Source organism: Desulfobacter latus (assembly GCF_013389365.1).
In the GTDB taxonomy this organism is placed as follows: domain Bacteria; phylum Desulfobacterota; class Desulfobacteria; order Desulfobacterales; family Desulfobacteraceae; genus Desulfobacter; species Desulfobacter latus.
In genome coordinates this window covers 16241-41897 of the sequence record NZ_JACADJ010000018.1, presented here as the reverse complement: position 1 = coordinate 41897, position 25657 = coordinate 16241, and the positions used below count along the sequence as shown (strand labels likewise).

The window sequence follows — 25657 nt, the reverse complement described above, 5'->3', positions numbered from 1 at the left end:
GCCGATGCAAAAATCCGTAGTCCCGGGCTCCGCCTTCCGGGCCTATCGGCTTTCTGCACCGGCCGGCGGCCCGAACCGGACCGGTACTGCCTTACTTGACGGCCTGGAAGACAAGGCGAAAGCCAAGGTTGCCGTTGCGGTAGTCCGGCGTGTCCCTGCCGCGGTTAGCCGAGCGCACGTACCTGGCAGAACTGTCCCAGCCGCCACCGCGAACCACACGGTCAGCGCCTCGGGGAGAATCCATCCAAGCCGTACCGTCATCGGGTGCCCCATCGTAATTATTGTGCCAATCATCTTCACACCATTCCCACACATTCCCGCTCATATCATACAGGCCCAGACCGTTAGGGGCCTTTGTACCGACTTCATGGGTTGAGTTATTACTATTATCATCATACCAGGCCAGGGCATCCACATCATCTCCCCCGGCATACTTCTCTTTTTTCCCGCCGCTGCGGGCCGCGTACTCCCATTCCGCCTCTGTGGGAAGGCGATATGTCTGGTCCGATAGTTTATTCAGCGCCGGTATAAATTGCTCTACAATCATATTCCAGCTTACATTCTCCACCGGATACCGGTCTCCTTTCTTAAAATCTGACGGATTAGGATCAAAGCCGATAATTTTACTCCAGAATCCTGGAGACTTTTTATCCATCACCTTAACCCACTCCCCTTGGGTGACTTGATACTTACCCATATAAAACCCGCCCACCTTTACCTTGTGTACGGGTTGTTCATTTTCTTTCCCATCGCCAAAGGTATCACCCATATCAAAGGTCCCCCCAGGCACCCATACAAACGCCATACCGGTTTTGGGATCTTTCCACGCTTTACCTAACAATCCTTCCCGGGCAAGGCGTTCCGCCTCACGCTGTTTTTGTTCTTTTTCCTGCTGCCGCTGTTTCTGTCTCTCTTTTTCTATTCTAAGCGCTTCTTTTTCTTTCTCCTGTGCCCGCCGGATACCGTCCTGCTCTATTTTCTTTTTTTGATGCGCCGCCTGGCACTGCTCGCAAACATAGGTATTGGCATCCTGATGAGTTAAACACAAATAATCCTTGCCGCAGGAAAGGCACTTAAAGGTATTGATTTCTTCATTACGCCTGCCGCACAGGGGACAAAGCACATAACATGGCGATAAAATATCCGGTTCATCAGGTTGCTTATCTGCCTTTGGCGCGCATGTACGCAAAAGCCCGTGCTCTAATTCTTCGGCTTCATAGCTCACCTGTCCTTCTCCACAGCCATAGATAATATCCACATAACTGTCACCCATCAGGACCGCTTCTATATCCCGGCTTGCATAAAACCCGGGGGTGGACCTGCGCTTGTTATCATAAACCCGGTTTTCATTGCGGCAGGCATCAAGCAAGATAAGGATTTTACTGAAGCCCAGATCATATTGCAGTATCCTGGATAATACGCTGAAATCCAGCGCACGGCGGCCATTTGCATTTGATCCGCTGGGAAACAGGTTATACTGTCCCCGGTGTTCTCCGCCGTGACCGGCATAAAACAACACAAACAGGTCTCCTCCCCGGTAATTGTCAAGGGCGTCTTCTATGCCTGCCCGGGTGGCGGCTTTACCCAGCAAAGTATCAACCTCAAACCCGTAACGGCTGCTGAAAATTTTGGAGATATGATCTGCATCTTTTTCCGCAAATTTAAGGGAACCCAGACCGGAATCTTTTTCGTATTCATTTACCCCTATGAATAAACCCTGTTGTTTCATTGTCCTTCCTTTTAAAAATATTGCCGCAATCTTCACCGCCCTTGCGTGTTGGTATCCGTGCTCGTTAACGTGAACGTACTCGTGAACGAAAGCCCATTCGTTAACGCAGTTGCCATAATTGTATAACCATTGAAACTGTTTTCATGATCTCACATTTATGGACTATTAATCCGTTTACGAGCACGAGTACGTTCACGAGCACGGGCGTTGGCTGAAAGCTATGATCCTGTGAAATTTTTCTTTGCGGAATCAGCAAATAGTCTTCCAGCACGCCTGATCTGGCCGCTAAAAGATTCATTGACAAGATAATCCTGTATGTTGTGTGTGCCGGGAAGTCTTCGATAACAGTACACAATTTCATCCGCTTGTAACTCATTGATAACAGATTCATTTTTTTGATAAACGAGATCTGACAAATTATAATAAAGTGCCAGTGGTTCCTTCCAAAAACACCCTGTTTCAAGATCGTCAGGAAGTTGATCGCCACCCAAAGCCCCGCCACCAAAACAACGATCAGATAAATGGATACCACAAGTCGCCAAAGCGATACCCCCCGAATACCCTATAAAATAGAAAGGCAGATCAGGGAGCAAGGGCATGACTTCACTTTCTATATGTTCAAACCATCGTTCAACTTCATCTCCGCTATTTTCAAATTTTATTATATTGATGTCCGGCGGCGATGAAATATAACAAAAAGAAAAATCCAGCTCTTGCTTGAGTTGAAAAAAATATTGATCAAAAATCGGTATTATGGTTTTGCTTCTTTCAACATATTTATCTCTATCAACACCAGAGCCCCCATAATACATTATTAAAAAGGGCGCATTTTCACTAGTGGCAAAATAGTCTAAATAAAAATCTCTATTCAGAATATTACTGGCAGCAATAATTTTTTCTTTTTTCATAGTCCATCTTTATGAAGTTAAATTGTGTTTGCCTTAAATTATAGTTAGGGGTTTTAGCTTTATTGTATGTTGCGGGCTTACCCAAATCCCAAACAATAGCTAATAGCTGCCCCTATAAATTTTCCCCGCCTCCAGCCAAAGCAGAAATCCAAGTCCCGCAAAGCGGATGCTGCGGAACTCGGATTTTTGCTTTGGCTGGAGACTAGCTTACTTGCCGGCCTGAAAGACAAGACGAAAGCCAAGATAGAAGCTGCGGTCGTCCAGCGTGCACATTTTGCGGTTAGCCGAGCGCACGTTCCTGGCGGAATCGCGCGAACAGCCACCGCGGATCACACGGCCAGCGCCTCTGGGTGAATCAAACCAGGCAGTACCATCGTTGGGTGCACCATCGTAATTGGCATGCCAGTCATCTTCACACCATTCGTACATATTCCCGCTCATATCATAGAGCCCGAGGCCGTTGGGTTTCATTTTACCCACCTTATTGGTATGGTCTTTACCATACCAAGCCAGAGCATTCACATCATCTCCTCCGGCATACTTCTCTTTTCTCCCGCAGCTGCGGGCTGCGTATTCCCACTCTGCCTCTGTGGGAAGGCGGTATGTGTAGTTCGATATTTTATTCAGCTCCGGTATAAATTGCTCTACTATCATTTCCCAGCTTACTCTCTCCACTGGATACCGGTCTACTCTCATAAATTTTGACTGATTACTACTCATCACTTTAACCCACTCCCCCTGGGTCACTTGATATTTGCCGATATAGAACCCGTCCACCTTTACCTCGTGTACGGGTTGTTCATGACTGAATCCATCTCCAAAGGTATCGCCCATATCAAAAGTACCGCCAGGCACCCACACAAACTCCATGCCGGTTTTGGGATCTTTCCACGCTTTACCAAATACCCCTTCCCGGGCAAGGCGTTCCGCCTCACGCCTCTTTTGTTCTCTTTCCTGTTGTACTCTAAGCGCTTCCTTCCTTTTCTCCTGTGCCTGCCGGACACGTTCCTGCTCTCTTTTCTTTTTTTGATAAGCCGCTTCGCACTGTTCGCAAAGGTATGTTTCGGCATCCTGGTGAACTAAACACAGATAATCCTTGCCGCAGGACGGGCACTTAAAGGTATTGATTTCTTCATTACGCCTGCCGCACAGGGGACAAAGCACATAACATGGCGATAAAATATCCGGTTCATCAGGTTGCTTATCTGCCTTTGGCGCGCATGTACGCAGCAAAATACGATCTTCATAACTTGCCCGGCATTGTACCGCAGATGGGTGCTGGTGCCATTTCTTATTATTCCGGACACACCATTCTCTTACACGGTCTGCTGCCTGGCCGCCGACATCAAGGGAGCGGTCAACTATAGTCATTTTCTTTTTAAAACTTCATTGTTATTTTTCATTTTGAGCAACTAATTTTTCACTTTCACAATATCATTCTTTCTGCTATAATTCCTTAAGTTCTTTGAAAAGATATAGGGTTATGCTTTACAGACCTGAAGCATGTAAAATCTTTTGGGCTATGTGCATAAAACAACCGCGAAAACCAAGCTTTGTGTTGTGCATCACAAAAAAGCAATAAGTAGTAAATACCGTAGGTTCTACGGAATTTTAAGCCTGTGGAGAGGAAATGAGACCTAAGCAGTTTGTTCGGGCACACTCTATGAAGCAGGAATTTCTCATCATTCATACTCGACGGGTAAGAATGAGTAAGAAGAAAGGAACAGTGCATCTGTTCAGGGCCGTTTGCCAGCACCTGGCTGAGTGCATAGGTAAAAAGCCCGTGGCCCAACTCCTCAGCTTCATAGCTTACCTGCCCTTCTCCACAGCCATAGATAATATCCACATAGCTTTCCCCCACCAGGGCCGCTTGTATGTCCCGGCTGGCATAAAATCCGGGGCTGGCTCTGCGCCTGTTATCGTAAACCCGGTTCTCGTTGCGGCAGGCATCAAGCAGGATAAGTATTTTTCTAAAACCAAAATTATATTGCAGTATATCGGACAACACTCGAAAATCGAGAGCACCGAGGCCGTTTGCGCTTGCCCCGCTGGGAAACAGCTTATACTGTCCGTGGCTTTCTCCGCCGTGGCCGGCATAAAACAGCACAAACAAGTCTCCTCCCTGGTAATTTACAAGAGCACCTTCTATGCCTCCCTGGGTGGCGGCTTTACCCAGTAAGGTATCAACCTCAAACCCGTAACGGCTGCTGAAAATTCTGGAGATATGGTCTGCATCTTTTTCCGCAAATTTAAGGGAACCCAGCCCGGAATCTTTTTCGTATTCATTTACGCCTATGAATAATCCTTGTTGTTTCATTCTTTTTCCTTATATTCATAAAGAAAGCAAAAATTGTTTAAGGTGAATATGCTCAATACCTTTGTATGTGCCGCCGGTAACCGGATCCATAGTCACCACTTTTTTAGGGTGATTATCCGGAATAGAAAGAAGATTGCCGAACTCACGATCCCGGACCTTGTCATCCGGAATCATGTATGCTGCCTGGATGTACAGGCGTTCTCCTTGCTTTTCACAGACAAAATCGGTTTCCTTTTTACCGATTTGTCCCACGGTTACATCGTATCCAGCTGTTTTCAAGTGGGTGAAAATTACGTTTTCAATAATTTTATTGATATCTGATGCGTTAAATCCAATCATCGCATGGCGAATGCCAAGATCTTCAAAATAGTATTTTTCTCCAATTTCAAAAATTTTCTTTCCGGCAATATCATACCGTCTTGCAGGAAGTACAAGCAGGGCACTGGAGAGATATGACAGGTAGTCAATGACCAGGTTGTGGGAGATTTTGACCTGCTGGGATTTCAGGTAGGTACTGATTTTACGCGCTGTGACCAGAGAACCGACGTTATCTGCAAGAAAACGGCATAACCGCTGCAGAAAGGCAACGTTTCTGATATCGTACCGGGCAACAATGTCTTTGAGGATAATGGCATCTGAGACGTTGCTTAGATAATCAAAAACAATTGAATCATCTAAAGGCAAATGTTTCAAGTAGGGAAGCCCGCCAAATTTCAGATAGGTTTGCAGGCTGTCCAATCCTTGCTCAAGCCTGTGGAAAGTTAAAAATTCACCATAAGTCAGCCCGTATACCTTTATTTCCACGTACCTGCCGGACAGATAGGTGGCCAGCTCTCCGGAAAGCAGTCTGGCATTACTGCCTGTGGCAAAAATATCTATGCCTCCACCCGCCTGGAGGCTGCGAAGGGCGGTTTCAAATTGATCAATATCCTGCACCTCATCAATGAAAAGTGCCAGACGTCTGTCCAAATCCCGCCGGGAGGCTATATATTCCAGGAGATCCCGGGCATGGCGGATATCAACGAATTCATGAAGTTCCTTGTTGATATAGAGCTGCTGGTCTTCCGGGTACAGGGCAGAGAGCCGGTCCATGAGCTGGAACAACAGATAGCTTTTGCCTACCCTGCGCTGGCCTACCAGGATTTTCATAATATCCTTTCGGACATAAGGCATTATTCGGTCTATGTATACCGGACGTTCGATGTATTCAGGAATATCCACGGCAATCCACCTTTTGTTTATTATAATCAATATAATTAAAATAAATATATTTTTTGTTTGATATAATCAACAAAAAAACTCACAGCGTTCTTGTCGACCGTAAAAGATGCGTTTTAAGTCGAAAGGGAACCCAGCCCGGAATCTTTTTCGTATTCATTTACACCTATGAATAATCCTTGTTGTTTCATTGTCCTTCCTTTTAAAAATATTGCCGCAATCTTCACCGCCCTTGCGTGGTGGTATCCGTCCTCGTGCTCGTTAACGTGAACGTACTCGTGAACGAAAACGTATTCGTTAACGCAGTTAACATAATTTTGTAACCATTGAGACTGCGTTCATGATCTAACATTATAAATTATTACTTCGTTTATATTTACGTGTACGAGTACGTTCACGTTCACGAGGACGAGTACGGATAAAACGGGGCTTTGAACCATGTAGGCATCTAAGCATATAAACAGCCCTTGCTGTTTCATCAGCCTTCCTTTTAAAAATATTTGCCGGAATCTTCACCACCCGCATCCACGAGTCAATTACCAACACCGGCAAATTGATCTGTTTTGCCTTTAACTTCCAACTTCATAAAGGCAGGATCATACCCTGGCCGGCAGGTTCCTTTGGACCAGGCGTACTGGAAGACAAGGCGAAAGCCAAGGTTGTTGTTGCGGTTGTCTGGCGTGTTCCTGTTGCGGTTAGCCGAGCGCACGTTCCTGGCAGAATTGTTCCAGCTGCCACCGCGAATCACACGGTCAGCGCCTTGTCTTTTTCGGGCAGACCCTTCTTCCGTGCACGTTCACGTTCACGTTAACGTTAACGTTAACGTGAACGTGAACGTACACGGAAGAATGATAGATCATAAAAATAGTCCCAATGCTCACAAAATTAAATCAACTGCTTTAACAAATACGTTTACGTTCACAAGGACGTTAACGTTCACGGGCACGGAAAGAACCACCTAACTAACAACTTGATGATCGCATATTGCACAATACTCTCCTTCTAAACCCCGCACTGTCAGCATGTTCCGTAAAGCTGACCAGTGAGGTTACATGCCTTGTAAGGGTATCTATATCCCATAAGCCCTCATGATATAATTGCTCATATTTTTTCAATTTCCGGCTGAACCTGTTTTTGCTTTTACCCAGCAGCCTTAAACCATCCGGGAAAACACGATAGCCCAGAAAAGGAATACCGGTTCTGCATTGGGCCAGCAAACGATTCTGGTGAAGTTTCAGATGCAGTTTTTCAGCAAGAAAATCCTGCACATCATCCCGAACAGCCCTCAGGGTTTCACGATCATGGCCGAAAATTAAAAAATCATCCATATAGCGCAGATACCCTTTGATGCGCTTTTTCTCTTTTATCCAATGATCAAAAATAGCGTATCGCTCAAACACAGGTTCAACAAGATTCATGATTGCATGGTGTAAAACCCGGTCTCGAAATGGCGGCGCACAAATATGCCTCTTTTTAGGCTCGTAAACATAAAAAAAACGGTATTCACCAAGATTAATCGTTTCACTTAACACCTCATCTCTGAGTTGCAACAAATTGTATTGTAAGTTTTCCCTGAACCGGATAACTTCCCTGCGCTGCTGTTTCCCCAGGCAGGCCCTGGAAAATGCCAGGCGCAGATTGTCAGGATCAGCGATTTTCACAATTAGATTGCCTGTGCGTTTCATCCCAATTTATCCGCCTTGTTGGTTTTTTCGTACTCGTACTCGTACTCGTACTCGTACTCGTTAACGAGCACGGAATGAAAGACCATTCGATTCCCAATGCGTTTCATTTGTCTTCCGTGGATACAATATCCAATATTTCACCCCATTTATCCGCTTTGTTTTTACCGACACCATCGAGATTTTCAAGTTCTTTTATGGTCTTGATCTGTTTTGTTACGATACCTGCCAGCTGTTCATTGGTAAAGACCAGATAAATCGGTACACCTTCGCGTTCAGCCAACTCCTTTCTTTTTACCCTCAGCCGGGAAAATATCTCAAAATCAGATTCAGATAGCACTTCTTTGTAATCAACGGCTTTTTTATTTTTCTTGTTTGCTGGTGCATTATCATCAAGATATTCAACAAACACTGACCAGAACGAATGTGGCCCAGTATTGACAAACTCCCGATGCAAAGCCAAGACTCTCACGGATCTAAGAAAGGCGTTGCATTCGGCAATTGCCGAATCGTTATTTGAAAGCGGTATGGTATAAACTTTAATTTGCATTGATCATGTCTCTGTTTTCACTGTTTATAAATGAGTCCGAAATAACTTAACTTAGGAGCGCAGGCGTCCCGCCTGCAATAAAGATGCAGGCGGGACGCCTGCGCTCCCGGGTATAACACCGTATAAATTTTCACCGCCGCCGGCCGATGCAAAAATCCGTAGTCCCGGGCTCCGCCTTCCGGGCCTATCGGCTTTCTGCACCGGCCGGCGGCCCGACCCGGACCGGTACTGCCTTACTTGACGGCCTGGAAGACAAGGCGAAAGCCAAGGTTGCTGCGGCGGCGGCCGGGCCCGGAGCGGCTAGCCGAGCGCACGCCCCTGGCAGAATGGTCCCAGCTGCCACCGCGAACCACACGGCCAGCGCCTCGGGGAGAATCCATCCAAGCCGTACCGTCATCGGGTGCCCCATCGTAATTATTGTACCAATCATCTTCACACCATTCCCACACATTCCCGCTCATATTATACAGGCCCAGACCGTTAGGGGCCTTTGTACCGACTTCATGGGTTGAGCCATTACTATTATCATCATACCAGGCCAGGGCATCCACATCATCTCCCCCGGCATATTTCTCTTTTTTCCCGCCGCTGCGGGCGGCGTATTCCCATTCCGCCTCTGTGGGAAGGCGGTAGGTCTGATCCGATATTTTATTCAACTCCGGTATAAACTGCTTTATGATCATATCCCAGCTTACATTCTCCACCGGATACCGGTCTCCTTTCTTAAAACCTGACGGATTGCTTTTCATCACCTTAACCCACTCCTCCTGGGTAACTTCATATTTCCCCATATAGAACCCGTCCACCGTTACCTTGTGTACGGGTTTTTCATCTTTGTATCCATCCCCAAAGGTATCACCCATATCAAAAGTCCCTCCAGGCACCCATACAAACGCCATACCCGTTTTGGGGTCTTTCCACGCTTTGCCGAATACCCCTTCCCGGACTAAGTGTTTTGCATCAGATCTCTTTTTTTTCTGTTTATTATCGACAACCTTATCAGTATATGTAGTGATCGGCGTTAACCGTATCTGCACCCGCAGATTATCACCGCGCTTCAAGGCTATGGTTTTCCTGCGGGTCTTATAACCAGGCGCTGAGACCTCAATGACATAATCTCCCGGAGCAAGGGGCATCCCGGCACGATAGGCTGGTTCTATAGATAAATTGCGTATTGTGGCATTTGTTGGAACAGGAACCACGGTAAGACTTGCCAGCTTCAGGTTGTCAGGCTGCACTATGGGTTCCGCAGGCGGCAGGCTTAGTCTGAGCTGTTCGCCCAGGGCATACAGGGCCGGCATTGCGAGTAATAAGATACAGATATAAACAACACTTGCCCAAAACCGCTTTGTATGCTTTTTGTATTTTTGCAACGTGATTCTCCTTGTTGGTAAAAAACGTGTCCGAAGTAATTAAGCCTGGGGGGCGCTGGCGGCATTGCTTTTTTTCTACTCATGGCCGTGACCGTACTCGTTAACGTTCACGTGAACGTTCACGTTAACGTTAACGAGTACGAGCACGAACTAAACAACCACCCATTTTAGCTGATGGTTGTTTAGTTCTTACATTTTTTCTTATAATGTGCTGCAAGCGTCCCATAGAAATCTTCGGAGATTTGGATTTTTTTTGTTTGATCCATAAAATAAATTAATGTAAGCAACGAATCCTCATTGCTTGAACAGATGGTTCCTTTGTCTATGGCATCAGAAAGACCTTGAGTAAACTTTTTTCCGGTTGACACCTGGTTTCCGTTTATATCAACAAAAATGCCATTGTCTCCAGGATCAGCGTAGTAAAAAACATCTTGTGCCGTGCCGGAATAATCAATATCCACCCCTTCCAGCCAAACCACCTTATTGCCGCAGGAATTGTTATACCATAGGGCCGCCCTTTCCCAGAAAGACGGGGAAAGGGCAATACCTCCTCTTAAATGTATGGTTTGGAGCAGGCTGAAAAGTTGATCCGGTTGAAATCCACAGATGTTTTCATCCTGTGTGGAAAGCATCGATACCAGTTTCTTGGCCATTTCATTCCCCGTGGCAAGTACGTCGCCGGAAGATGCATCTACAAAGAGTCCCCCGTTTTTTTCCTCCGGCAGATACCAGGATTGCGGGACTGACCGGCCGGCTGCCCGAATGTCCTTAAAATGGATATTATTTGGCCCGCAAACCCTGTTATAGCGGGTAAAGAATTGCGCCATATCACCTTTTTTGTGTTCAAGCGCGCCACTGGAAAGCTGCTTGTACAGATCAGCAAAATATATGGACGCATCTTCAGGGCAGGTCCCTGGCTCAAAAGTCATTGAAGCAAGGGTTGCAGGCTTCGAGGATACTGGTTCAGGCAGGGGAGCTTCATTAACAGGCGGCTGTTTATGTGCCGGCAAAGATTCAGATTGTTTCTGTCTGGATTTTGTTGGTTCCGGGAATGTCAGATAGCCTTGGAATTGGGTGATTCCCTGATAGCCCCCTGCAACAACAAGCAATACAACCACCGCAACCATGCCTGCCCTTATTTTTTTTGCCCAAGGTTTTCTTTTTTCCGCTTTTTCCACACAACGGGTACAGATCCGGGTATCTTTTCCCCTGCAGTCAAGGCAGATGTGGTCCGTGTTGCAGGCCGGGCACCGAAACGTGTCCCCCACTTCTTTATACCTTCCACAAATGGCACAGGGCACAAGGTCCTGTTCAGGCTTGACTTCATCCCGGGCCAGAATAATATCCTGGGCACTTTCCAGCTGTACGAAATCCGGTATCTGGACCACTGCTTTCCCCTTGCTCCAGAGCCCGACTTCCCGTTCAACATACCGGCACAGCTCCGTTGCTCTTAGCGCATTGCTTTTCCAGGCAGATTCCAGCAGGCCTTTTTTCAGGTAGTAGCTGAATACCCCATGCTTTTCCTTATGCCATTCATAGGCCCGTTGTCCGGCTTTGCACGCTTTGAGCAGGATGGTCACCTGGCCTTGGGCGTCCTGGCTGGTGCCGGCAAAATCAATGTCCCGGCTGAAAATGGATCCCATGATATTGCCTGCAACACCCCTGGCGCTGAGACCATCATTTTCCAGTTCCGGATAATTCCTGCAGCAATCAAAGAACAGAAGGCGTTGACGGCAGTCAATTCTCTGTAATTGTTTTTTCAAGTCATGGAGCGCATATTTCCCTATGGTCACTTCCGGGTCGGCTACCGCATCTCTCATCAGAAGATATCCCCGCTCCTCCCTGGCATCATCCTTGAGTTCCTGGCCGTGCCCGGTGAACAGGAAGAAAAAAATATCATCATGCCTGACCCGTTTCACCATATCATCAAGGCCGTTAAATAAATCAGAGACCGTTGGATTTTCCAATATTTCCGGAGGCTGAAACCCGCAGCGCTGCTCAAGGACAGCGCCCACTTTTTTAACATCACGCACAGCATACTTCAGTGATGCAATATCAGAAGAGTTATATTCCTCTACCCCGGCTAGAAATGCGTATTTTTTCATGATATTTTTACCTGATCACGCCATTTACAGTAATTTCCAATGCTTTTCATTCTTGCCCGTTCCGTACTCGTGCCCGTACTCGTTAACGTGAACGTGAACGTAAACGAAATAAGGCCTTGGTCATATTTTAGGCCATACGAGTTTCCGGTAGGTTGGGTTGAGGAACGAAACCCAACACCGATAAGTTGTTGGGTTTCACTTCGTTCAACCCAACCTACGTTGTGGCCGATCTTATGACCAAGCTCCCAAATAATAATTCTTAACTACGTTCACGAGCACGAGTACGAGTACGGAATAAAGATTACCGGATATTAAAATAATCTTTACCAAATTTATTATAATGGTGGGCAACGCTGCGCTTTTGCCCACCCTACCTGGCCACCCGGCTATTTTTTGCCGCCGGCCGATGCAAAAAAAAATCCGTAGTCCCGGGCTCCGCCTTCCGGGCCTATCGGCTTTCTGCACCGGCCGGCGACCCGACCCGGACCGGTACTGCCTTACTTGACGGCCTGGAAGACAAGGCGAAAGCCAAGGACGTTGCCGCGGACGTCCGGCGCGCCCCTGCGGCGGCTAGCCGAGCGCACGAGCCCGGCAGAAACGTACCAGCCGCCACCGCGAACCACACGGTCAGCGCCTCTGGGAGAATCCATCCAAGCCGTACCGTCATCGGGTGCCCCATCGTAATTATTGTGCCAATCATCTTCACACCATTCCCACACATTCCCGCTCATATCATACAGGTTTAGGCCGTTAGGGGCCTTTGTACCGACTTCATGGGTTGAGCCATTACTATTATCATCATACCAGGCCAGGGCATCCACATCATCTTCCCCGGCATATTTCTCTTTTTTCCCGCCGCTGCGGGCGGCGTATTCCCACTCCGCCTCTGTGGGAAGGCGGTAGGTCTGATCCGATATTTTATTCAACTCCGGTATAAACTGCTTTATGATCATATCCCAGCTTACATTCTCCACCGGATACCGGTCTCCTTTCTTAAAATCTGACGGATTGCTTTTCATCACCTTAACCCACTCCTCCTGGGTAACTTCATATTTCCCCATATAGAACCCGTCCACCGTTACCTTGTGTACGGGTTTTTCATCCTTGTATCCATCCCCAAAGGTATCACCCATATCAAAAGTCCCCCCAGGCACCCATACAAACGCCATACCCGTTTTGGGGTCTTTCCACTCTTTGCCGAATACCCCTTCCCGGGCAAGGCGCTCCGCCTCATCCTGCGTTTGTCCCTCTGGTTCCTGTTGCGCCCTAAGCTCATTTTCATTTTTCTCAAAGTGATTGGAATAAAGAACGGTTCCTGCACCAATCACCACTGCAATAACACCCAATACAAACAGTAATTTTAAAAAATTATGCTGTCCTTTTTTGGGGGGACGCACTCTCCCCCCATCGGGCTGCGCTTGATTGCCTGTATTTTCCGCCTTTGCTTTGCGGGCAAGTTCTTCTGCCGCCTTGCGTTCTCTCTTTTCCTTACACGCCCTGCAAATATACAGTTCAGGATCCTGATGATTTTTACACAGATTATCAGTACCGCACTCCCTGCATAAAAAGGTCTTATCCTTCTGATTATTGGCACCGCAACAAGGGCAGGTAACATAGGTCAACTGATAAACCGGGGTATCTTGTTCCGGCGGGGCGGAAGGTACGTCTGATATTTCAGGCCCAAGTAAAACAATACGGTTTCGCTCGGAGGGTTCATAATATCTGCGCACACGCTGCTGGACACCCAGGCCGAGTTTGCCATGCACATCTCTCATGGCATCATTGACCTTGTGGGACAATAAGGTGGTATCAAGCTCGCCGGCATAATTTTCCAGAATATCCAGCATTGCGTAGGTAAAAACACCGTGATTCAGGCTCTTATCTTCCCAGCACTGTTCCCCTTCGGTACACCCGTAAATCACCTCAAGGGTAGTCCCGGTTGACAATGTCAGGTCCACATCCCGGGTACTCAGCCCCTCAAACACCGGTCCGCCCCGGGCACCGGATACGTTTCTGCAGGCATCAACGGCTGCAACAACCTTTTGATAATTGCACTCTTTCTGGCAAAAGCCGGTGATATCTTCAAACAGGATTGATCCGTAGCCGCTGGCCGCGCTGTCAAAGGGAAACAGCCGGTACTTGCCGCCCACCTGTTTCCCGTGGCCCGCAAAAAACCAGAAAAGAACATCACCGGCCCCGCTTTGTTGCAAAACGGTCATGATCCGGCTATATACGGCTTGTGTTCCCACTATAACCTCAGTGGTAAATCCGCAGCGTGTCTCAAGAACCCTGGCAAGGTCCGTTGCATCTTTTTCCGCAAACTTTAAGGGTGAAAACCCGGATGCTTCAGAATAGTTATTAATTCCAACGAGGATGGCATGCTTTTTCATAGATCACTCACATATCTCCATTTCCAAAAGACCATATTCCCACGCCTCCGGGTGTGACAATAGATTTGACCTGCCGGTCTCCACAGAGCCGCCAAACCCGGGGCCGCGGGAAGCGCAGCGGGTCAGGACATCGCCACAGCCTTGTCTTGTAACCAGCCGGGGCTCAAGATCTTCGATCTGCACCACTTGATCTGTCCGGGTGACGACCACAAACAAACGTTCAGGCTGAATATGGGTTTTATCAGGGTTCAGGCTGACTTTAAATCCGTTGGATCCCCCAAGATACCGGGGGCTGAACAACTTTTCCGACGGGATGGCAAACGCCTGGTTTGCCGCCACCCGGTTGTCGGGGAACTCCCTGGACGGGGCAAGCTTCTGGCAGGTGCCGCTGGTGCCCAGGTTGAACAGGTGAACAAACCCCGTGATTGGGGAGATACCCGAAAATGATACGGTACTGCCTGCCTTGATACGGCCATGCCATTGTTTGTCCCCGGGGGTGATGTTTTCTCTGATGTCATCCTTGGGGGCAGATTCAACGGTTTTTGTCTTTTGGCTTGGTTTATTGGTAAATCCCCGGGCGCTGGAACCGTTGGCTTCTGCCTTGTCTGTGCTACTTTCTTCCCAGACTTGGGCAGAAAGGGTTATTTTTCCATCTTCTTTTTTTACCTCGTTTAAGGCCTTCAAAAAATTCAAAATATCTTTATGTCCTTGATTCATATTTCCTCCTTCTTTATTCTACGTCCCCGCCCCGCCCCATCCTCGTGCTCGTGCTCGTGCTCGTGAACGTAAACGTAAACGTAAACGTAAACGAAACATACCACTCAACAAAATTGACACAACTTAGTAAGCATTGAAACAACACGAACAAGCAAGTCTTTACCCTGCTTCAAAGCTTCCATGTCATCAATCTCCAACACCCGGCAAACATCAATGATCGCACCACATTCCATTGCCGAACCCCTTGCAATCACATAGAACCGCCTTTTGTCGTTAACAGTACTTTTTCCGCAACCTTCAGCTATATTAAGAGGTATTGACCACGCCGCCCGTTTGAGTTGATCTGCAAGGGAAGAATAGCCCCTTGGTATATTGTCGGTAATTTTGATTGCAATGGCCATGAATTCGATAGAGACTTGATATACATCTAATTTTTCGTGGTCTAACATTTTGATTTTACTCCGTTTACGTTAACGTTTACGAGCACGAGCACGAGCACGAGCACGAGTACGAGCACGGGCGCGGGCGCGGGCGCGGATCGGACGGGTTTTCCGTGGCTTAAATTCAGTCCTTAATCTCAATGCGCATTTCGCTTTGGCCGCTGTTCCACAGGACGGTAAAGACATAGTACCCCGGACTTGGATCAGGCAATTTGGGCGGCATTTGCGCTTTTCCCACGTTTAATGGATCAATCAGGTCGTTGCCCTGGTTGTCCTGGACCGTAAGGGTAAAAGGCCGGACTTCCACACCGGTTTCGCTGTCCGTCAGGTTGACTTCAAGCTTAATCCGGTTTTGCTCTTTTAATGTGGTAATTTCCATACAATGGGTTCCGGTCACCCTGCTGATTTTACCCATGGCGCATCTTTGGGACGGGCTTGGATGCACGTCATCGGTAATGCCTCTTGCCATAACCGGCCCAGGGCTCATGGTCATAGCAGCGGCAATGCCTTCCACGGTGTCAAGTATTTTGCCTTTTACGGAAATCACGGCATCTGAAAAGGAGAAAGCCGATTGACGCCTTTTTTCCTGCTGGACCGAACGGCGAGCTGCATGCAAAAAATCCTTTTTCAGATGATCAAAGCGTTCTAATATGTTGCTGTCAGGCACCTGCATTGTTTCAAGCTCGGCTTCAAACCAGTCCGGCAATGCAATGTCCTGTTCATTCTTATTCCAGATCATGATGTTACTCCTCAATCATATCTTCCAATTTAATTTGATGCGTTGTAATGACCTTTTTTACAGACTGTTTTGCCTTATGAATATAGTTATTGATCGTAGTCACCGGCAATCCGACAAGCAAAGCAATCTGTTTTTGAGTATGTCCTAATAAATAAAGACGAAAAGGCTGCTGCCTTTCTTTCGGCATGGTTGAAATTATATGAAAGAAAAACTCAAGACACTTCCGGCTTTGATGGATACGCGCCAGATTCCAGTGCTCATCTGCCGTGATTTCAATGAATGTGGTATTTTTCCCGTCCGAATCACCGATGGGGGCATCAAGGGAGGGGTCCTGCCCCACCCTTTCCCTTTTCAACCGTTGAATATCAATGGAGGCATTGGTGACGACCGTATATAAAAACCTTTTCCAGTTTCTCACCTGGCACAGGTCTTCATGTTTTAGCAGGCTGATTAATGCCACCTGGACAATATCATCAATCTTTTGTTGGGTCCCCATTTTCCTGGAAACAGCTTTTGTAACCATATATACACTTTGCATCATGGTTTTCCACAACTGTTCGTCAACCTGGATATCTTCGGATTCCAGGTTGGCGAGCAGTTGGGGAATCTGTTGAAAGATGTCGGGCATCCACGTCTCCTTTCTTGATTATGGTTTTTGTAAATCCGTACTCGTGCTAGTTCCCGTACCCGTGAACGTGCTCGTGAACGTGAACGTGAACGTGAACGAAATAATAATTCATAATATTTGATAAGGTAACATTTTGATTATCTGTATAGGTTCAATGCTTACAAAATTATGTCTACCATGTTCACGGGTACGTTCACGAGCACGAGGACGTTCACGGGCACGCAAGGATCATAACTAAAACTAGTTAACTTTAAGACAAATAAATCTATACTTTCCATAACTGTTATTCAAATTGAAAAAAAAAAAAGAAAAGTGTTCTGTGCTTACGTCTAAGCAACAGGGCACAGGAAAAACCATGTAACCAAACAAACTATTTTAAGGAGAGATCAAATGAAACTGACAAACACCATCATGACAGCAGCTGCACTTTTCCTTTTCACTGTATCTTCAGCCCATGCCGACTGGTGCAGCGGCACACATTTCGGAATTTTGAGAATGGAACGATACGAACGTATAGAAAAGGCGTCCCAGGCGGTTGATGAAGAGTACAACCGGCTTGCGGAAATCAGCAACAACCTGACTCATGATATTAAACATAATATCATCGCACTGTCTGAGGAGCTGGACACCAAGAATGATACGCTTGCGCAAAAAACCGTGGAGTTGTGCCGAATCACCAAGGCCAATAATTATTCCGCAATTGAATACAACGGGGTGACACTGGCGGGCGAGGCGGAAATCACAGCCCAGTTGCGCATGAACCTGGCCGCGATTCAAGCCAATGAAGCCATCATTATATACCTTGGGGACAGCAAAAACGAATATCAGACCTTGATGATTCGGGTTCAGGAGAAACTCAATGAAATGGCGGTATTGAAAAAACAATATGCAAAACTTCTGGAGCCCAGGTCTGAAAACCGCGAGAATAATTTTGAGGATATTATTGCCAATACATGTGTTGCCGTTGACGTATCTGAAAAGCTGCGTATGTCCTATGTGCAATCCACCCGGGACAAGCTGTTTGCCAAGGCGTCTGAAACGGTCAAAACCAGGACCATCAGCGCCCAGGTTGTTGACAATTTTAAGAAGAGTTGTGATTTGAGCCGGAAATGGACCGTGGGCGGCAGCGGTCTGAATAAGTAGTCTTGGTGGATTTATATCACGCACTGAACATGCGGATACAAGTCACAGAGCGGTCTCAATCGTGAACGTACTCGTAAACGGAACAAAAGTTCATTATGTTGGATCGCGAAAAATTAAAAATTGTGTACTTAGGGTCATGTATTGTCCGCCTGAATTGTGGCAATGTTCATAAAATTATGACAAATTCGTATACGGGTTCGTTTACGTTCACGTTAACGAGCACGAGCACGTTAACGAGTACGGGCACGGATCTAAAACTTAACAATGGAAAATAAAAATTTGAAAAAAGGAGTGGAGAGATGAAAACAATAATTCTGGCACTTGCAACGATTTTAGCAATGAATTCAACGCTTGGTTATGCAGAAGAAACCACAATGATTGACAAAGTTAAACACTTTTTTTCAAGTGATGGTGAAAACCCGCTAACCCCGTCAATTAAGGAGATCGTTGACCAAACCCAGGAGGTTAAAGATGACATCAAGGATCTTTCCAGTAATTATGTGATTAAAAATATCAAGCAATACAACCAAATGATCGAGGAGATCAAAGATGAGGCAGGATCCAGGAAATGGTTTTTGTTCAAGCGTGACGATGCTGAGCAGTTTGACATCCTATATAACGGCATTAAGGAGATCAGGGATTTTTATCAGGATCTGAAAAAACAGAACAAGAACGGTAAAATTACAAAAGAGCTGCGGGCCTACGCCCGGCAGATTGATGATTTCATTGCCGTCATCCCCAGAAAAATAGCTGAGAACAACCAAACCAAACAAATGCTGCAGGACCAGTTGAAGCATCTTGAAAACCTTGATCCGGAAAAGGCTGCGGTACGATCCGATGCCCTTTCGCACCGCATCATGCTTTGTGATAAACGGATTGAAATGCTGAGTGGTTTTTCTCAAAACTTTGCAAAGATGAGGCAGGTGGTTGCCGATGCCGGCAAATCCATTGACCGATTTGTCTTCACTGTCGATGAAAGCGCGCTGGTTTATGATGATGTGTACAAAACCCTGAAGCTTGGCAGGGATATTTCAACGGCGTATCGCACATTAAAAGAGTTGCAGAGCCTTGATGACATTTCCAAAAACATCATGCTCAGCTGGAAAAATCTTGATGAGATTGTTAATGCGCTGACGGCCAATGTTACGGATTTTAATTAGTGTTTGGACGAAAAGTCACCCATCTGCGGTGTTGCAGAAAAATTTGGGACTTGGTCATAACATCTGCCACAGCGTAGGTTGGGTTGAACGAAGTGAAACCCAACAACTTATCGGCGTTGGGTTTCGTTCCTCAACCCAACCTACCGGAAATCCGTATGGCCTAAAATATGACCAAAGCCCATCTGGGCAACTTTTCGTCCAAACAATGAAAGGGCATTCATGACACAGATAAATGACAACAATGATCAAAAGTATCGGACAGATTGTGATCCCCCAAAATGGGGTAGGAGAAAATGAGTGCCCTCCTTTCAAGGGCTATGGCTGGACTTACACCAGCTAGTTCACGACCATTACTCTCAAGTTATCTTCCGCCAGCCAAATCTCCAAGGTTTCCAAGAATAGATCCTTCCCCCTGCCGCTTCGATCCGGTACCGGGGGAACAGGCCAACATTCGTCCAGCCAGCCTTGAAAAGGGGAGGCTTTGAAGCCAGACTTTACCCGGCCCTGTGAGTCTGGCAAAAAACAGGCCCTCTCCCCCAAACAGCATGGTTTTGATTCCTCCTGCCTGCATAATGTCAAAATCCACCGTAGCGGTCATGGCTGCCAGGCAACCGGTATCCACATGCAGCATCTCTCCGGGAGACAGCGTGATCTCCTTCACGGCACCGCCGACATGCATGAAAACCCAGCCGTCGCCTTCGATTTTCTGCATGATAAACCCTTCCCCGCCAAACAGACCGGTCAAAATCCTTTTTTGAAAAAAAATTTTGATCTGCACTCCTTTTGCACCGGCTAAAAAACTGTCTTTCTGGCAGATAATTTTATTCTGATACTTTGTCAGATCGACAGGAATGATCGTTCCCGGAAAAGGCGCGGCAAACGCCACCCGCCCCTTTCCCTGCCGCTGCTGGGTAAAGACTGTAATAAACAGGCTTTCGCCGGTCAAAAGTCGTTGTCCGGCACCCATTAGACGACTCATAAATCCCTGGGATTGACTTGATGCCGCATCACCGAAAACCGTCTCCATCTCAATACTTTCGGTTTTGTACATCAATGCGCCGGCTTCAGCCACGGCACTCTCTCCGGGGTCGAGTTCCACTTCGATATACTGCATCTCATGGCCATAGATATGAAAATCAATGCCTTCCGTAAATTCAGTCGTGCCGAATCCGCCGGAACGATTCCGGCTGTCGGTTACATCGGTACCTGCATCATAGCCACTACGGGATGGTGAGGGGGAGAGGCGTTTGTCTGTTTTTCCATCCTGTAACGCGGAGCCGCTCTGTACCGGGAGGTCTGCAACAGGTCTTGCAATCGGTTTCGTGGACATCATATGAGAAGGCGGGGATGGAAACGGCGTACCGTTTTTTTTAACCGGCCAGATTTCCGCTACACCATGGGCAGGTTCCCATTCATTACCGCCCTGACGCCAGCAATAGGCCCCATGATTTTCACGGACAAATCCCTTTGCCTGATCTGTCGTGAACGGTCCTTTGATATTATCATTTGTGGAGAGATACCATGTTGTCATAATTACCTCACTTATGATGGCTCCGGTTCCTAAAGATCAAATTCAGCGGCATCAATTCCGACAGATCGACAAATTTCACGAACAATCTGTTTTTCATCATCATCAAAAACTCCATCGGCATTCCCGATGATAATGCCGACTTGAACGGCAGCACGTGCCTGTGGCGGTGATTTTTTGAGTTTCGAAACAACCTGAAGAAGATCGATTTTTCCAAAATCGAAATCCTTAGTCAGTTTGTCACAAAACCCATTAAATGTGTCTTGCAGTTGACTGACTTCAAATACGGCAAGGGTGTCGCTTGAACTGATAAAACCGGCTGTTTTTCTTCGCTCATCGGCATCAATAGTCCCATCTGCAGCAGCGACCAGCGCACAGATCGCCATTGTTGCATCGGCAAAATTCTTATTCTGATACTGCTTTACCTGGGAAACCAGTTGGCTCTGCATTTCCACTGCACCTTGTTTCAGCTTACTTAAAAATCCCATTGATCACTCCTTTATCAAATGGTTAACATGTCCATCGGGTTCACACACACATCATACACTTTTTATATGCAAAATTAAGCATTTCATGCGCTGCCTCATGGGAAGTCAGCAACGAGCAAAACCCGTCTTTCTTTTTGACAATTGTTTTCAATTCATCTGCACCGGAAACCGGCATCACCGGCCAGGTACTCTGTTCCATCATTTGAATATCATTGATCTGATCTCCCAGGGCAATATAAGGATGAATGCCGAGAATGGAAAGCCCTCTCATTTTGTTCACGGTTCCCGGATAGATGAAAATTTTTTTGTTTTCCCTGTAGACAAGGTCGTCATACCCATATTTTTTCAGCATGGCCCGGGCCGTGCTTTCTGCACTCTCCCTGTCGGGGGATGGCGGAATGAAACCTGCACAATTTTCATAAAACGGAAGTCGCTCCCAATTCGGGAATAATGCCGCAATATCATCCCATTTCCCATTGTAAGGAATGCAATCGTCAATATGCTGCTTGACGATAAACCCATTTTCAAATACAAAGCCGCTGAAGGTAACATCCGGCAATTGCTTGACAAGCCTTCCGGTACTGACGCTGTTACGGCCCGTGGCAATGACAAGGGGAGATAGTTGGCTGATCCGGGCAAGAAGTCGTGCAGACGCTTTGCTTAAAAAACTGACCGTTGAACGGCCTTCAACGCCAAAGGCTTCCTCCCGGGGATAGAGCAGCGTACCGTCGAGATCACAGACCACGGCATCAACCACATTTTCCGACCTATTTTTAACGCTATGAACACATGGCATAATCTTTGAATTACCCGCCGCCCGTGACAACGCAAGGCGGCTTTATAAAATAAAATAAATTTAGAGTATAGGAATTTCCATTTCCCAGCACCCAGCACCCACCAGCCCGCCCAAAGGGCGCTGATTTAATTTTTATGACGCCAAACGGCACGCCACTTTTGTTTTTAACGCGTTGAGATGCGCCACATTGAATTCGACCGGCACCGATCTTTGAGCGGCCAGTTCTAGCAGCAAATTGAATTTTTCTTCGGCGGCAACGGTGTCGTCCGAAAAGAAAAGGACCTTGGGTGCCGCATTGATCAGTGCGCGGCACACTTCATTGCTGTGAATTCTAAGGGGGGTTTTCTCAAAAAATTTATGGCGCCGCCCCCCTGCTGTCCAGCCCAAAGAGGGGCCGGAATGTGCCGGGCATCTGCGTTGCCAGTCCTGAACCACGCCGTGCTGTAGAAATGTTTCCGGAAAGCGGTATGCAGAGAAACAATTTTGCCGATCCACAAAAAAAGTCCGGGAAAATCCAAGTGTCGCAAGCCCGGTGAAACAGGCAGAGGGGCATAGGACATCGTCCTGTATGCCGGAAAAATCAGCCCATCCCCACGGATCGATAAGTACGGCAAGCGGCCCCTGGTTGAGTGCGGATATCACGGAGGCAACGCCGCCCCGACCTGTCCAGCCGTCTACAAAAATAATGGCGCGATCAGGAAAATCCGTGCAAATACGATTCAGTGCCACGGTATCAATCCCAAGACCGACAAACAGAGATGTCGCAACGCCTACAGCACCGGGAAGTAAACGGCAGAGCCAGTCTGTAACGGGAACACCGGCTCTTAAAATCGAAACAAACACAATTTTGTCCGGATCGGGGTATTGTTTTAAAATAGCCCCTGCCAGATTTTGAGCGATCTCTTGAAGGCCGTTGTCCTTGTTGAAGGCGGCAGTGACCCCATGCCAAAAGCCATCGGTCAAGTCCGGTTCCGGGGATGGCGTAGCCCAGAATGTATTGTTTCCGGTATAGGCTTGATTCAAAGATCGAAACCGATGCAGATCCTTGAAAGGATGCACCTCTTCCCCAAGGCGCAGATAGAATGACTGATCCCACAGAAGCCCGTTACAGGCGCGGAAAGGGAAGTCTGAATTCCCTGAAGAATAAACCGTATGCCCATCAATATCCTGATCAATATCGGAATTGATATTGGGATTAAATGTGTTATTGCCCATCAATACAAGCGATCCTTTTCGTTTCTTCTTTTTCTGCCACAAAGGTCAATGGTGTTACACAAATACCATGTTCCCTCAATTTTTCAATGACTTCAATTTCAATGCTCCTGTCAACCGGATCGGAAAGTATGAAAACCGGGCCGTCAAGGCGATCGTAATTATAAAGATAATACCGATCCGCAAATGTCATTCTACTGAAAATGGTCTGTTGATCCACTTGCCAGGGACTTAACGAAATTTGCTGAAAAGCGATTTTCCGATTCGACCAGGCCAGGCAGGCTGCCAAATCCACGGCTTCTCCCACAGTTAAAATGGTTCCTCCGGAAATATCAGAGGGAAGCGCCCGGAATACCGGATCAAAAAAATGACCGGACATGACGCCGAGCGCAGGACGGCTAAACGGCAGATGCCAGCCATGCCAATCGGCATCGTCTCTAAAAGGGGGCGAAACCTTGGGGACGAAACGTTCCTGAAAAATTTGAAACGCACCCTCTTTACAGGTTCCCGGGTTTTCATGTTCTGTTGTGCCGGGTACCCTGCCATGGCCGTTGAAAAAATCCGGAATATGGACACTGCAACGAATCTGTTGTTTGGCCGTTTCAAAAATGAGCGCTGCTTTTTGATCTTGGGTTCTAAAATCGGCAAAAGCAAATATCCGAACGCGCTCCATGTGCATATGCCGCCGTAATCGGCCCATTAAATTCATCACGGTATTGCCGCTGGTGATTTCATCCTCGACGATCCATATCTCTTTAAACACGGCACCTGAACCTGCAAGGGGCAGCACATGATTTGGGCCATGGGAATGGATTTCATTGAATGCCATGCCGGCGATGGGCCGGCGGCTGGAATAGATCAGATGGCTTTTCAAATCTCTCTTACGCGATTCCAAATACATTAAAAAAGCGGGAATAATACCGGATTCAGTCAATCCGACAATCAAAATTTTCTCTTTTTCAAACGGTGCCATCTTATCGTAGACACACCCGCTCTTGGGAAGAGATGGCTGAAAAGATAAGGATAAAGGCGCTGACGCAATGTCATCAAGCAATGTTGACAACCCATGGCGAAACCGGATCAACTCCGAGAATGACGCAGGGAAGAGTTTGCCAAGGCATGAGACTGTAAAGGCATCTTCCCGAAGGGGGTTGTTTTCTCTTTTCAGGTGATAAAAATCTTGCACGTTTGATACGCTCCTTCTGGGCACAGGCTGCCCCACCCCACGTCTTTTTTTGTCTCTAGTTTCTGCGGTTCAGCCGCCTTAGACAAATGATAGAATGATCGAATTATTTGATGCCTCTTTTCCAACGAAATCCAAAGCCAAAATGTTTGTCCGCATCTTGATGCCCTGGAAAATAAAGCTCTTCCTTCCTCAGATCAAGGGATTCGCCTGTATTTGTAAAACTGCATGTGGCGCAGAAGGCATGTCTTGGATCCGGCGAATCCAGTTTGATATAGATCTCATTGCCCTTGTGATCCCTAACCGTCACACGGCCATTGACGGTGGTAAAATCCTTTGCCCCTTTGTAAATAAACGCAAAAATCATGATAACATCAATCAGCTCAGGCTTGTAGATGGTCAAATTTTCCCCGGCTGCGCTGCTGCCGCTGCGATCGTCTTGATCAAGAAGGATATAGGGAAGCTGGTGTTGGCTGCCGAAATTGTTCCCAAGGGGTTGTATGACCCCGGCGTTGCCGTCTTTAAGGCGAAACATGCAGCCCAGATCCAGATCCGGTGCCGCATCGGATCCAAAAAAGGAGAGCTTTTTAGATTGGGGCGCATCCCAGTTTAAATTGACATGTATGGTATTTTTAGCCGATTTTTCAAGGGAGATGGACTTCTTGTCGCCCTTTTTTTCCAGCGTGATCTTACTCAAACTGACTTTTTTTTCAGGGAGAGAGGGCGGTGGAGGGGGTGTCGATGTCGCTTGCGGCGCAGTTTCTTCCTCACCGCCGAAATGTCTGAGCAATGCGCCCAACCCTTCATTGAACCCTTGGGCAACCGCTGCCAGACGCCATTGATTCTTTAAATAAACTTCAGCAATAATCAGGGCCTTTTCCTGATTCAAGGACGCGCTGTTAAATTTGAACTCGGCTCCGCTTCCCGTATGATCGCGAAGCGTCAATGCCCCCGTTTTCAGAGCCTTCATTGTCCCTGCCCCATCAATGGTTGCCGTAAAAACCAGTTTTTGGACCGTTTCGGGGAGTTGATCAAGGTTGACTTGAAAGGTATGGCTGTTCGAAACATCATCCTTGACAATAGCGAGTGCACCGCATGGGGAGCGTTTTTGATTATAAAAAATCATATATCGGTCGTCAGAGAGTTGATTTTGGGCATCGACACCAAAGCAACTGATATCAACGAGAATTGACTCTGTGAACGACAGTGAGATCTCCACGTCAAAGAGATGCCCAAGGGGCAGGTCATGCAGTTTGCACCTTTGGCCTGGAACCATTGTCTTCAATTTCATAAAATGCGGCAAGGAAACCCCTGAGTCTTTAGCTCAGGGGAGGAATTGCCGCCTCCTTTT

The 25657-nt window shown here is 47.1% G+C and carries 22 protein-coding genes and 1 pseudogene; 2 read left to right on the top strand and 21 right to left on the bottom strand.

Features of this window, described 5'->3' with window-relative positions:
- Positions 1–91: 91 nt before the first annotated feature.
- From HXW94_RS07475 to HXW94_RS07405, 15 genes and pseudogenes are all read right to left on the bottom strand, one after another.
- A complete protein-coding gene (locus tag HXW94_RS07475; RefSeq protein ID WP_178366270.1) occupies positions 92–1729 on the bottom strand; it encodes an SUMF1/EgtB/PvdO family nonheme iron enzyme in 1638 nt (545 codons plus the stop codon).
- Between the two features lie 218 nt (positions 1730–1947).
- On the bottom strand, positions 1948–2637 hold the full coding sequence (locus HXW94_RS07470; protein WP_178366269.1) for a hypothetical protein: 690 nt from the start codon (positions 2635–2637) through the stop codon (positions 1948–1950).
- A 207-nt stretch (positions 2638–2844) separates the two neighbouring features.
- The gene (locus HXW94_RS07465; protein WP_178366268.1) at positions 2845–4008 is read right to left on the bottom strand and encodes a formylglycine-generating enzyme family protein; all 1164 of its coding nucleotides are present in this window, start codon (positions 4006–4008) and stop codon (positions 2845–2847) included.
- Between the two features lie 85 nt (positions 4009–4093).
- The gene (locus HXW94_RS07460) at positions 4094–4954 is read right to left on the bottom strand and encodes a caspase family protein (RefSeq protein WP_178366267.1); all 861 of its coding nucleotides are present in this window, start codon (positions 4952–4954) and stop codon (positions 4094–4096) included.
- Positions 4955–4969: 15 nt separating this feature from the next.
- Positions 4970–6175 (bottom strand): AAA family ATPase, encoded by a 1206-nt coding sequence (locus HXW94_RS07455; RefSeq protein WP_178366266.1) that lies wholly within the window; start codon positions 6173–6175, stop codon positions 4970–4972.
- A 529-nt stretch (positions 6176–6704) separates the two neighbouring features.
- Positions 6705–6941 (bottom strand): annotated as a pseudogene (locus HXW94_RS20325) (SUMF1/EgtB/PvdO family nonheme iron enzyme); the annotation flags it as partial.
- A gap of 193 nt (positions 6942–7134) precedes the next feature.
- Positions 7135–7857, bottom strand: a complete 723-nt coding sequence (locus HXW94_RS07445; RefSeq protein ID WP_178366264.1) for an RNA-directed DNA polymerase — start codon at positions 7855–7857, stop codon at positions 7135–7137.
- 103 nt (positions 7858–7960) lie between these two features.
- Positions 7961–8404, bottom strand: coding sequence for an HRDC domain-containing protein (locus tag HXW94_RS07440; RefSeq protein WP_178366263.1), 444 nt, complete (start codon positions 8402–8404; stop codon positions 7961–7963).
- A gap of 233 nt (positions 8405–8637) precedes the next feature.
- Positions 8638–9777, bottom strand: coding sequence for an SUMF1/EgtB/PvdO family nonheme iron enzyme (locus HXW94_RS07435; protein WP_178366262.1), 1140 nt, complete (start codon positions 9775–9777; stop codon positions 8638–8640).
- A gap of 182 nt (positions 9778–9959) precedes the next feature.
- Complete coding sequence (locus HXW94_RS07430; RefSeq protein WP_178366261.1) at positions 9960–11882, bottom strand: caspase family protein; 1923 nt, start codon at positions 11880–11882, stop codon at positions 9960–9962.
- A gap of 497 nt (positions 11883–12379) precedes the next feature.
- Positions 12380–14272 carry an SUMF1/EgtB/PvdO family nonheme iron enzyme gene (locus HXW94_RS07425; protein ID WP_178366260.1) on the bottom strand — a complete coding sequence of 631 codons (1893 nt, stop codon included), beginning with the start codon at positions 14270–14272 and terminating at the stop codon, positions 12380–12382.
- Between the two features lie 3 nt (positions 14273–14275).
- Entirely contained in the window at positions 14276–14989 is a 714-nt protein-coding gene (locus HXW94_RS07420) for a hypothetical protein (protein ID WP_178366259.1), read from the bottom strand.
- Positions 14990–15093: 104 nt separating this feature from the next.
- Complete coding sequence (locus HXW94_RS07415) at positions 15094–15438, bottom strand: four helix bundle protein (RefSeq protein ID WP_218576616.1); 345 nt, start codon at positions 15436–15438, stop codon at positions 15094–15096.
- 115 nt (positions 15439–15553) lie between these two features.
- Positions 15554–16168: a hypothetical protein gene (locus HXW94_RS07410; RefSeq protein WP_178366258.1), complete on the bottom strand. Its 615-nt coding sequence runs from the start codon at positions 16166–16168 to the stop codon at positions 15554–15556.
- A gap of 4 nt (positions 16169–16172) precedes the next feature.
- Positions 16173–16796 (bottom strand): RNA polymerase sigma factor, encoded by a 624-nt coding sequence (locus tag HXW94_RS07405; protein WP_178366257.1) that lies wholly within the window; start codon positions 16794–16796, stop codon positions 16173–16175.
- A 390-nt stretch (positions 16797–17186) separates the two neighbouring features.
- On the opposite strand from HXW94_RS07405, the gene HXW94_RS07400 reads away from it, so the two are divergent.
- Positions 17187–17939, top strand: coding sequence for a hypothetical protein (locus HXW94_RS07400; protein ID WP_178366256.1), 753 nt, complete (start codon positions 17187–17189; stop codon positions 17937–17939).
- 299 nt (positions 17940–18238) lie between these two features.
- Positions 18239–19099 (top strand): hypothetical protein, encoded by an 861-nt coding sequence (locus HXW94_RS07395; protein WP_178366255.1) that lies wholly within the window; start codon positions 18239–18241, stop codon positions 19097–19099.
- Positions 19100–19460: 361 nt separating this feature from the next.
- On the opposite strand, the gene HXW94_RS07390 is transcribed toward HXW94_RS07395, so the two are convergent.
- The 6 genes from HXW94_RS07390 to HXW94_RS07365 form a co-directional block, all read right to left on the bottom strand.
- Positions 19461–20630 carry a TIGR00266 family protein gene (locus HXW94_RS07390; protein WP_178366254.1) on the bottom strand — a complete coding sequence of 390 codons (1170 nt, stop codon included), beginning with the start codon at positions 20628–20630 and terminating at the stop codon, positions 19461–19463.
- A 29-nt stretch (positions 20631–20659) separates the two neighbouring features.
- A complete protein-coding gene (locus tag HXW94_RS07385; RefSeq protein WP_178366253.1) occupies positions 20660–21115 on the bottom strand; it encodes a tellurite resistance TerB family protein in 456 nt (151 codons plus the stop codon).
- Positions 21116–21155: 40 nt separating this feature from the next.
- Complete coding sequence (locus HXW94_RS07380) at positions 21156–21911, bottom strand: HAD hydrolase family protein (protein ID WP_178366252.1); 756 nt, start codon at positions 21909–21911, stop codon at positions 21156–21158.
- A gap of 132 nt (positions 21912–22043) precedes the next feature.
- Positions 22044–23126, bottom strand: a complete 1083-nt coding sequence (locus tag HXW94_RS07375) for a cysteine protease StiP domain-containing protein (protein WP_178366251.1) — start codon at positions 23124–23126, stop codon at positions 22044–22046.
- Positions 23116–24309 carry a phosphoribosyltransferase domain-containing protein gene (locus tag HXW94_RS07370; protein WP_178366250.1) on the bottom strand — a complete coding sequence of 398 codons (1194 nt, stop codon included), beginning with the start codon at positions 24307–24309 and terminating at the stop codon, positions 23116–23118. The genes HXW94_RS07375 and HXW94_RS07370 overlap by 11 nt, the downstream gene beginning before the upstream one ends.
- A gap of 103 nt (positions 24310–24412) precedes the next feature.
- Positions 24413–25609 carry a TerD family protein gene (locus HXW94_RS07365; RefSeq protein ID WP_218576615.1) on the bottom strand — a complete coding sequence of 399 codons (1197 nt, stop codon included), beginning with the start codon at positions 25607–25609 and terminating at the stop codon, positions 24413–24415.
- Between the last annotated feature and the right edge of the window lie 48 nt (positions 25610–25657).

Bases quoted from the DNA above. Each gene is read 5' to 3' on its own strand.
- HXW94_RS07445 (WP_178366264.1), bottom strand. From the start codon at position 7,857: ATGAAACGCACAGGCAATCTAATTGTGAAAATCGCTGATCCTGACAAT.
- HXW94_RS07465 (WP_178366268.1), bottom strand. From the start codon at position 4,008: ATGACTATAGTTGACCGCTCCCTTGATGTCGGCGGCCAGGCAGCAGAC.
- HXW94_RS07425 (WP_178366260.1), bottom strand. From the start codon at position 14,272: ATGAAAAAGCATGCCATCCTCGTTGGAATTAATAACTATTCTGAAGCA.
- HXW94_RS07410 (WP_178366258.1), bottom strand. From the start codon at position 16,168: ATGATCTGGAATAAGAATGAACAGGACATTGCATTGCCGGACTGGTTT.
- HXW94_RS07420 (WP_178366259.1), bottom strand. From the start codon at position 14,989: ATGAATCAAGGACATAAAGATATTTTGAATTTTTTGAAGGCCTTAAAC.
- HXW94_RS07395 (WP_178366255.1), top strand. From the start codon at position 18,239: ATGAAAACAATAATTCTGGCACTTGCAACGATTTTAGCAATGAATTCA.
- HXW94_RS07390 (WP_178366254.1), bottom strand. From the start codon at position 20,630: ATGACAACATGGTATCTCTCCACAAATGATAATATCAAAGGACCGTTC.
- HXW94_RS07430 (WP_178366261.1), bottom strand. From the start codon at position 11,882: ATGAAAAAATACGCATTTCTAGCCGGGGTAGAGGAATATAACTCTTCT.
- HXW94_RS07470 (WP_178366269.1), bottom strand. From the start codon at position 2,637: ATGAAAAAAGAAAAAATTATTGCTGCCAGTAATATTCTGAATAGAGAT.
- HXW94_RS07400 (WP_178366256.1), top strand. From the start codon at position 17,187: ATGAAACTGACAAACACCATCATGACAGCAGCTGCACTTTTCCTTTTC.
- HXW94_RS07440 (WP_178366263.1), bottom strand. From the start codon at position 8,404: ATGCAAATTAAAGTTTATACCATACCGCTTTCAAATAACGATTCGGCA.
- HXW94_RS07380 (WP_178366252.1), bottom strand. From the start codon at position 21,911: ATGCCATGTGTTCATAGCGTTAAAAATAGGTCGGAAAATGTGGTTGAT.
- HXW94_RS07460 (WP_178366267.1), bottom strand. From the start codon at position 4,954: ATGAAACAACAAGGATTATTCATAGGCGTAAATGAATACGAAAAAGAT.
- HXW94_RS07415 (WP_218576616.1), bottom strand. From the start codon at position 15,438: ATGTTAGACCACGAAAAATTAGATGTATATCAAGTCTCTATCGAATTC.
- HXW94_RS07385 (WP_178366253.1), bottom strand. From the start codon at position 21,115: ATGGGATTTTTAAGTAAGCTGAAACAAGGTGCAGTGGAAATGCAGAGC.
- HXW94_RS07405 (WP_178366257.1), bottom strand. From the start codon at position 16,796: ATGCCCGACATCTTTCAACAGATTCCCCAACTGCTCGCCAACCTGGAA.
- HXW94_RS07475 (WP_178366270.1), bottom strand. From the start codon at position 1,729: ATGAAACAACAGGGTTTATTCATAGGGGTAAATGAATACGAAAAAGAT.
- HXW94_RS07375 (WP_178366251.1), bottom strand. From the start codon at position 23,126: ATGGGCAATAACACATTTAATCCCAATATCAATTCCGATATTGATCAG.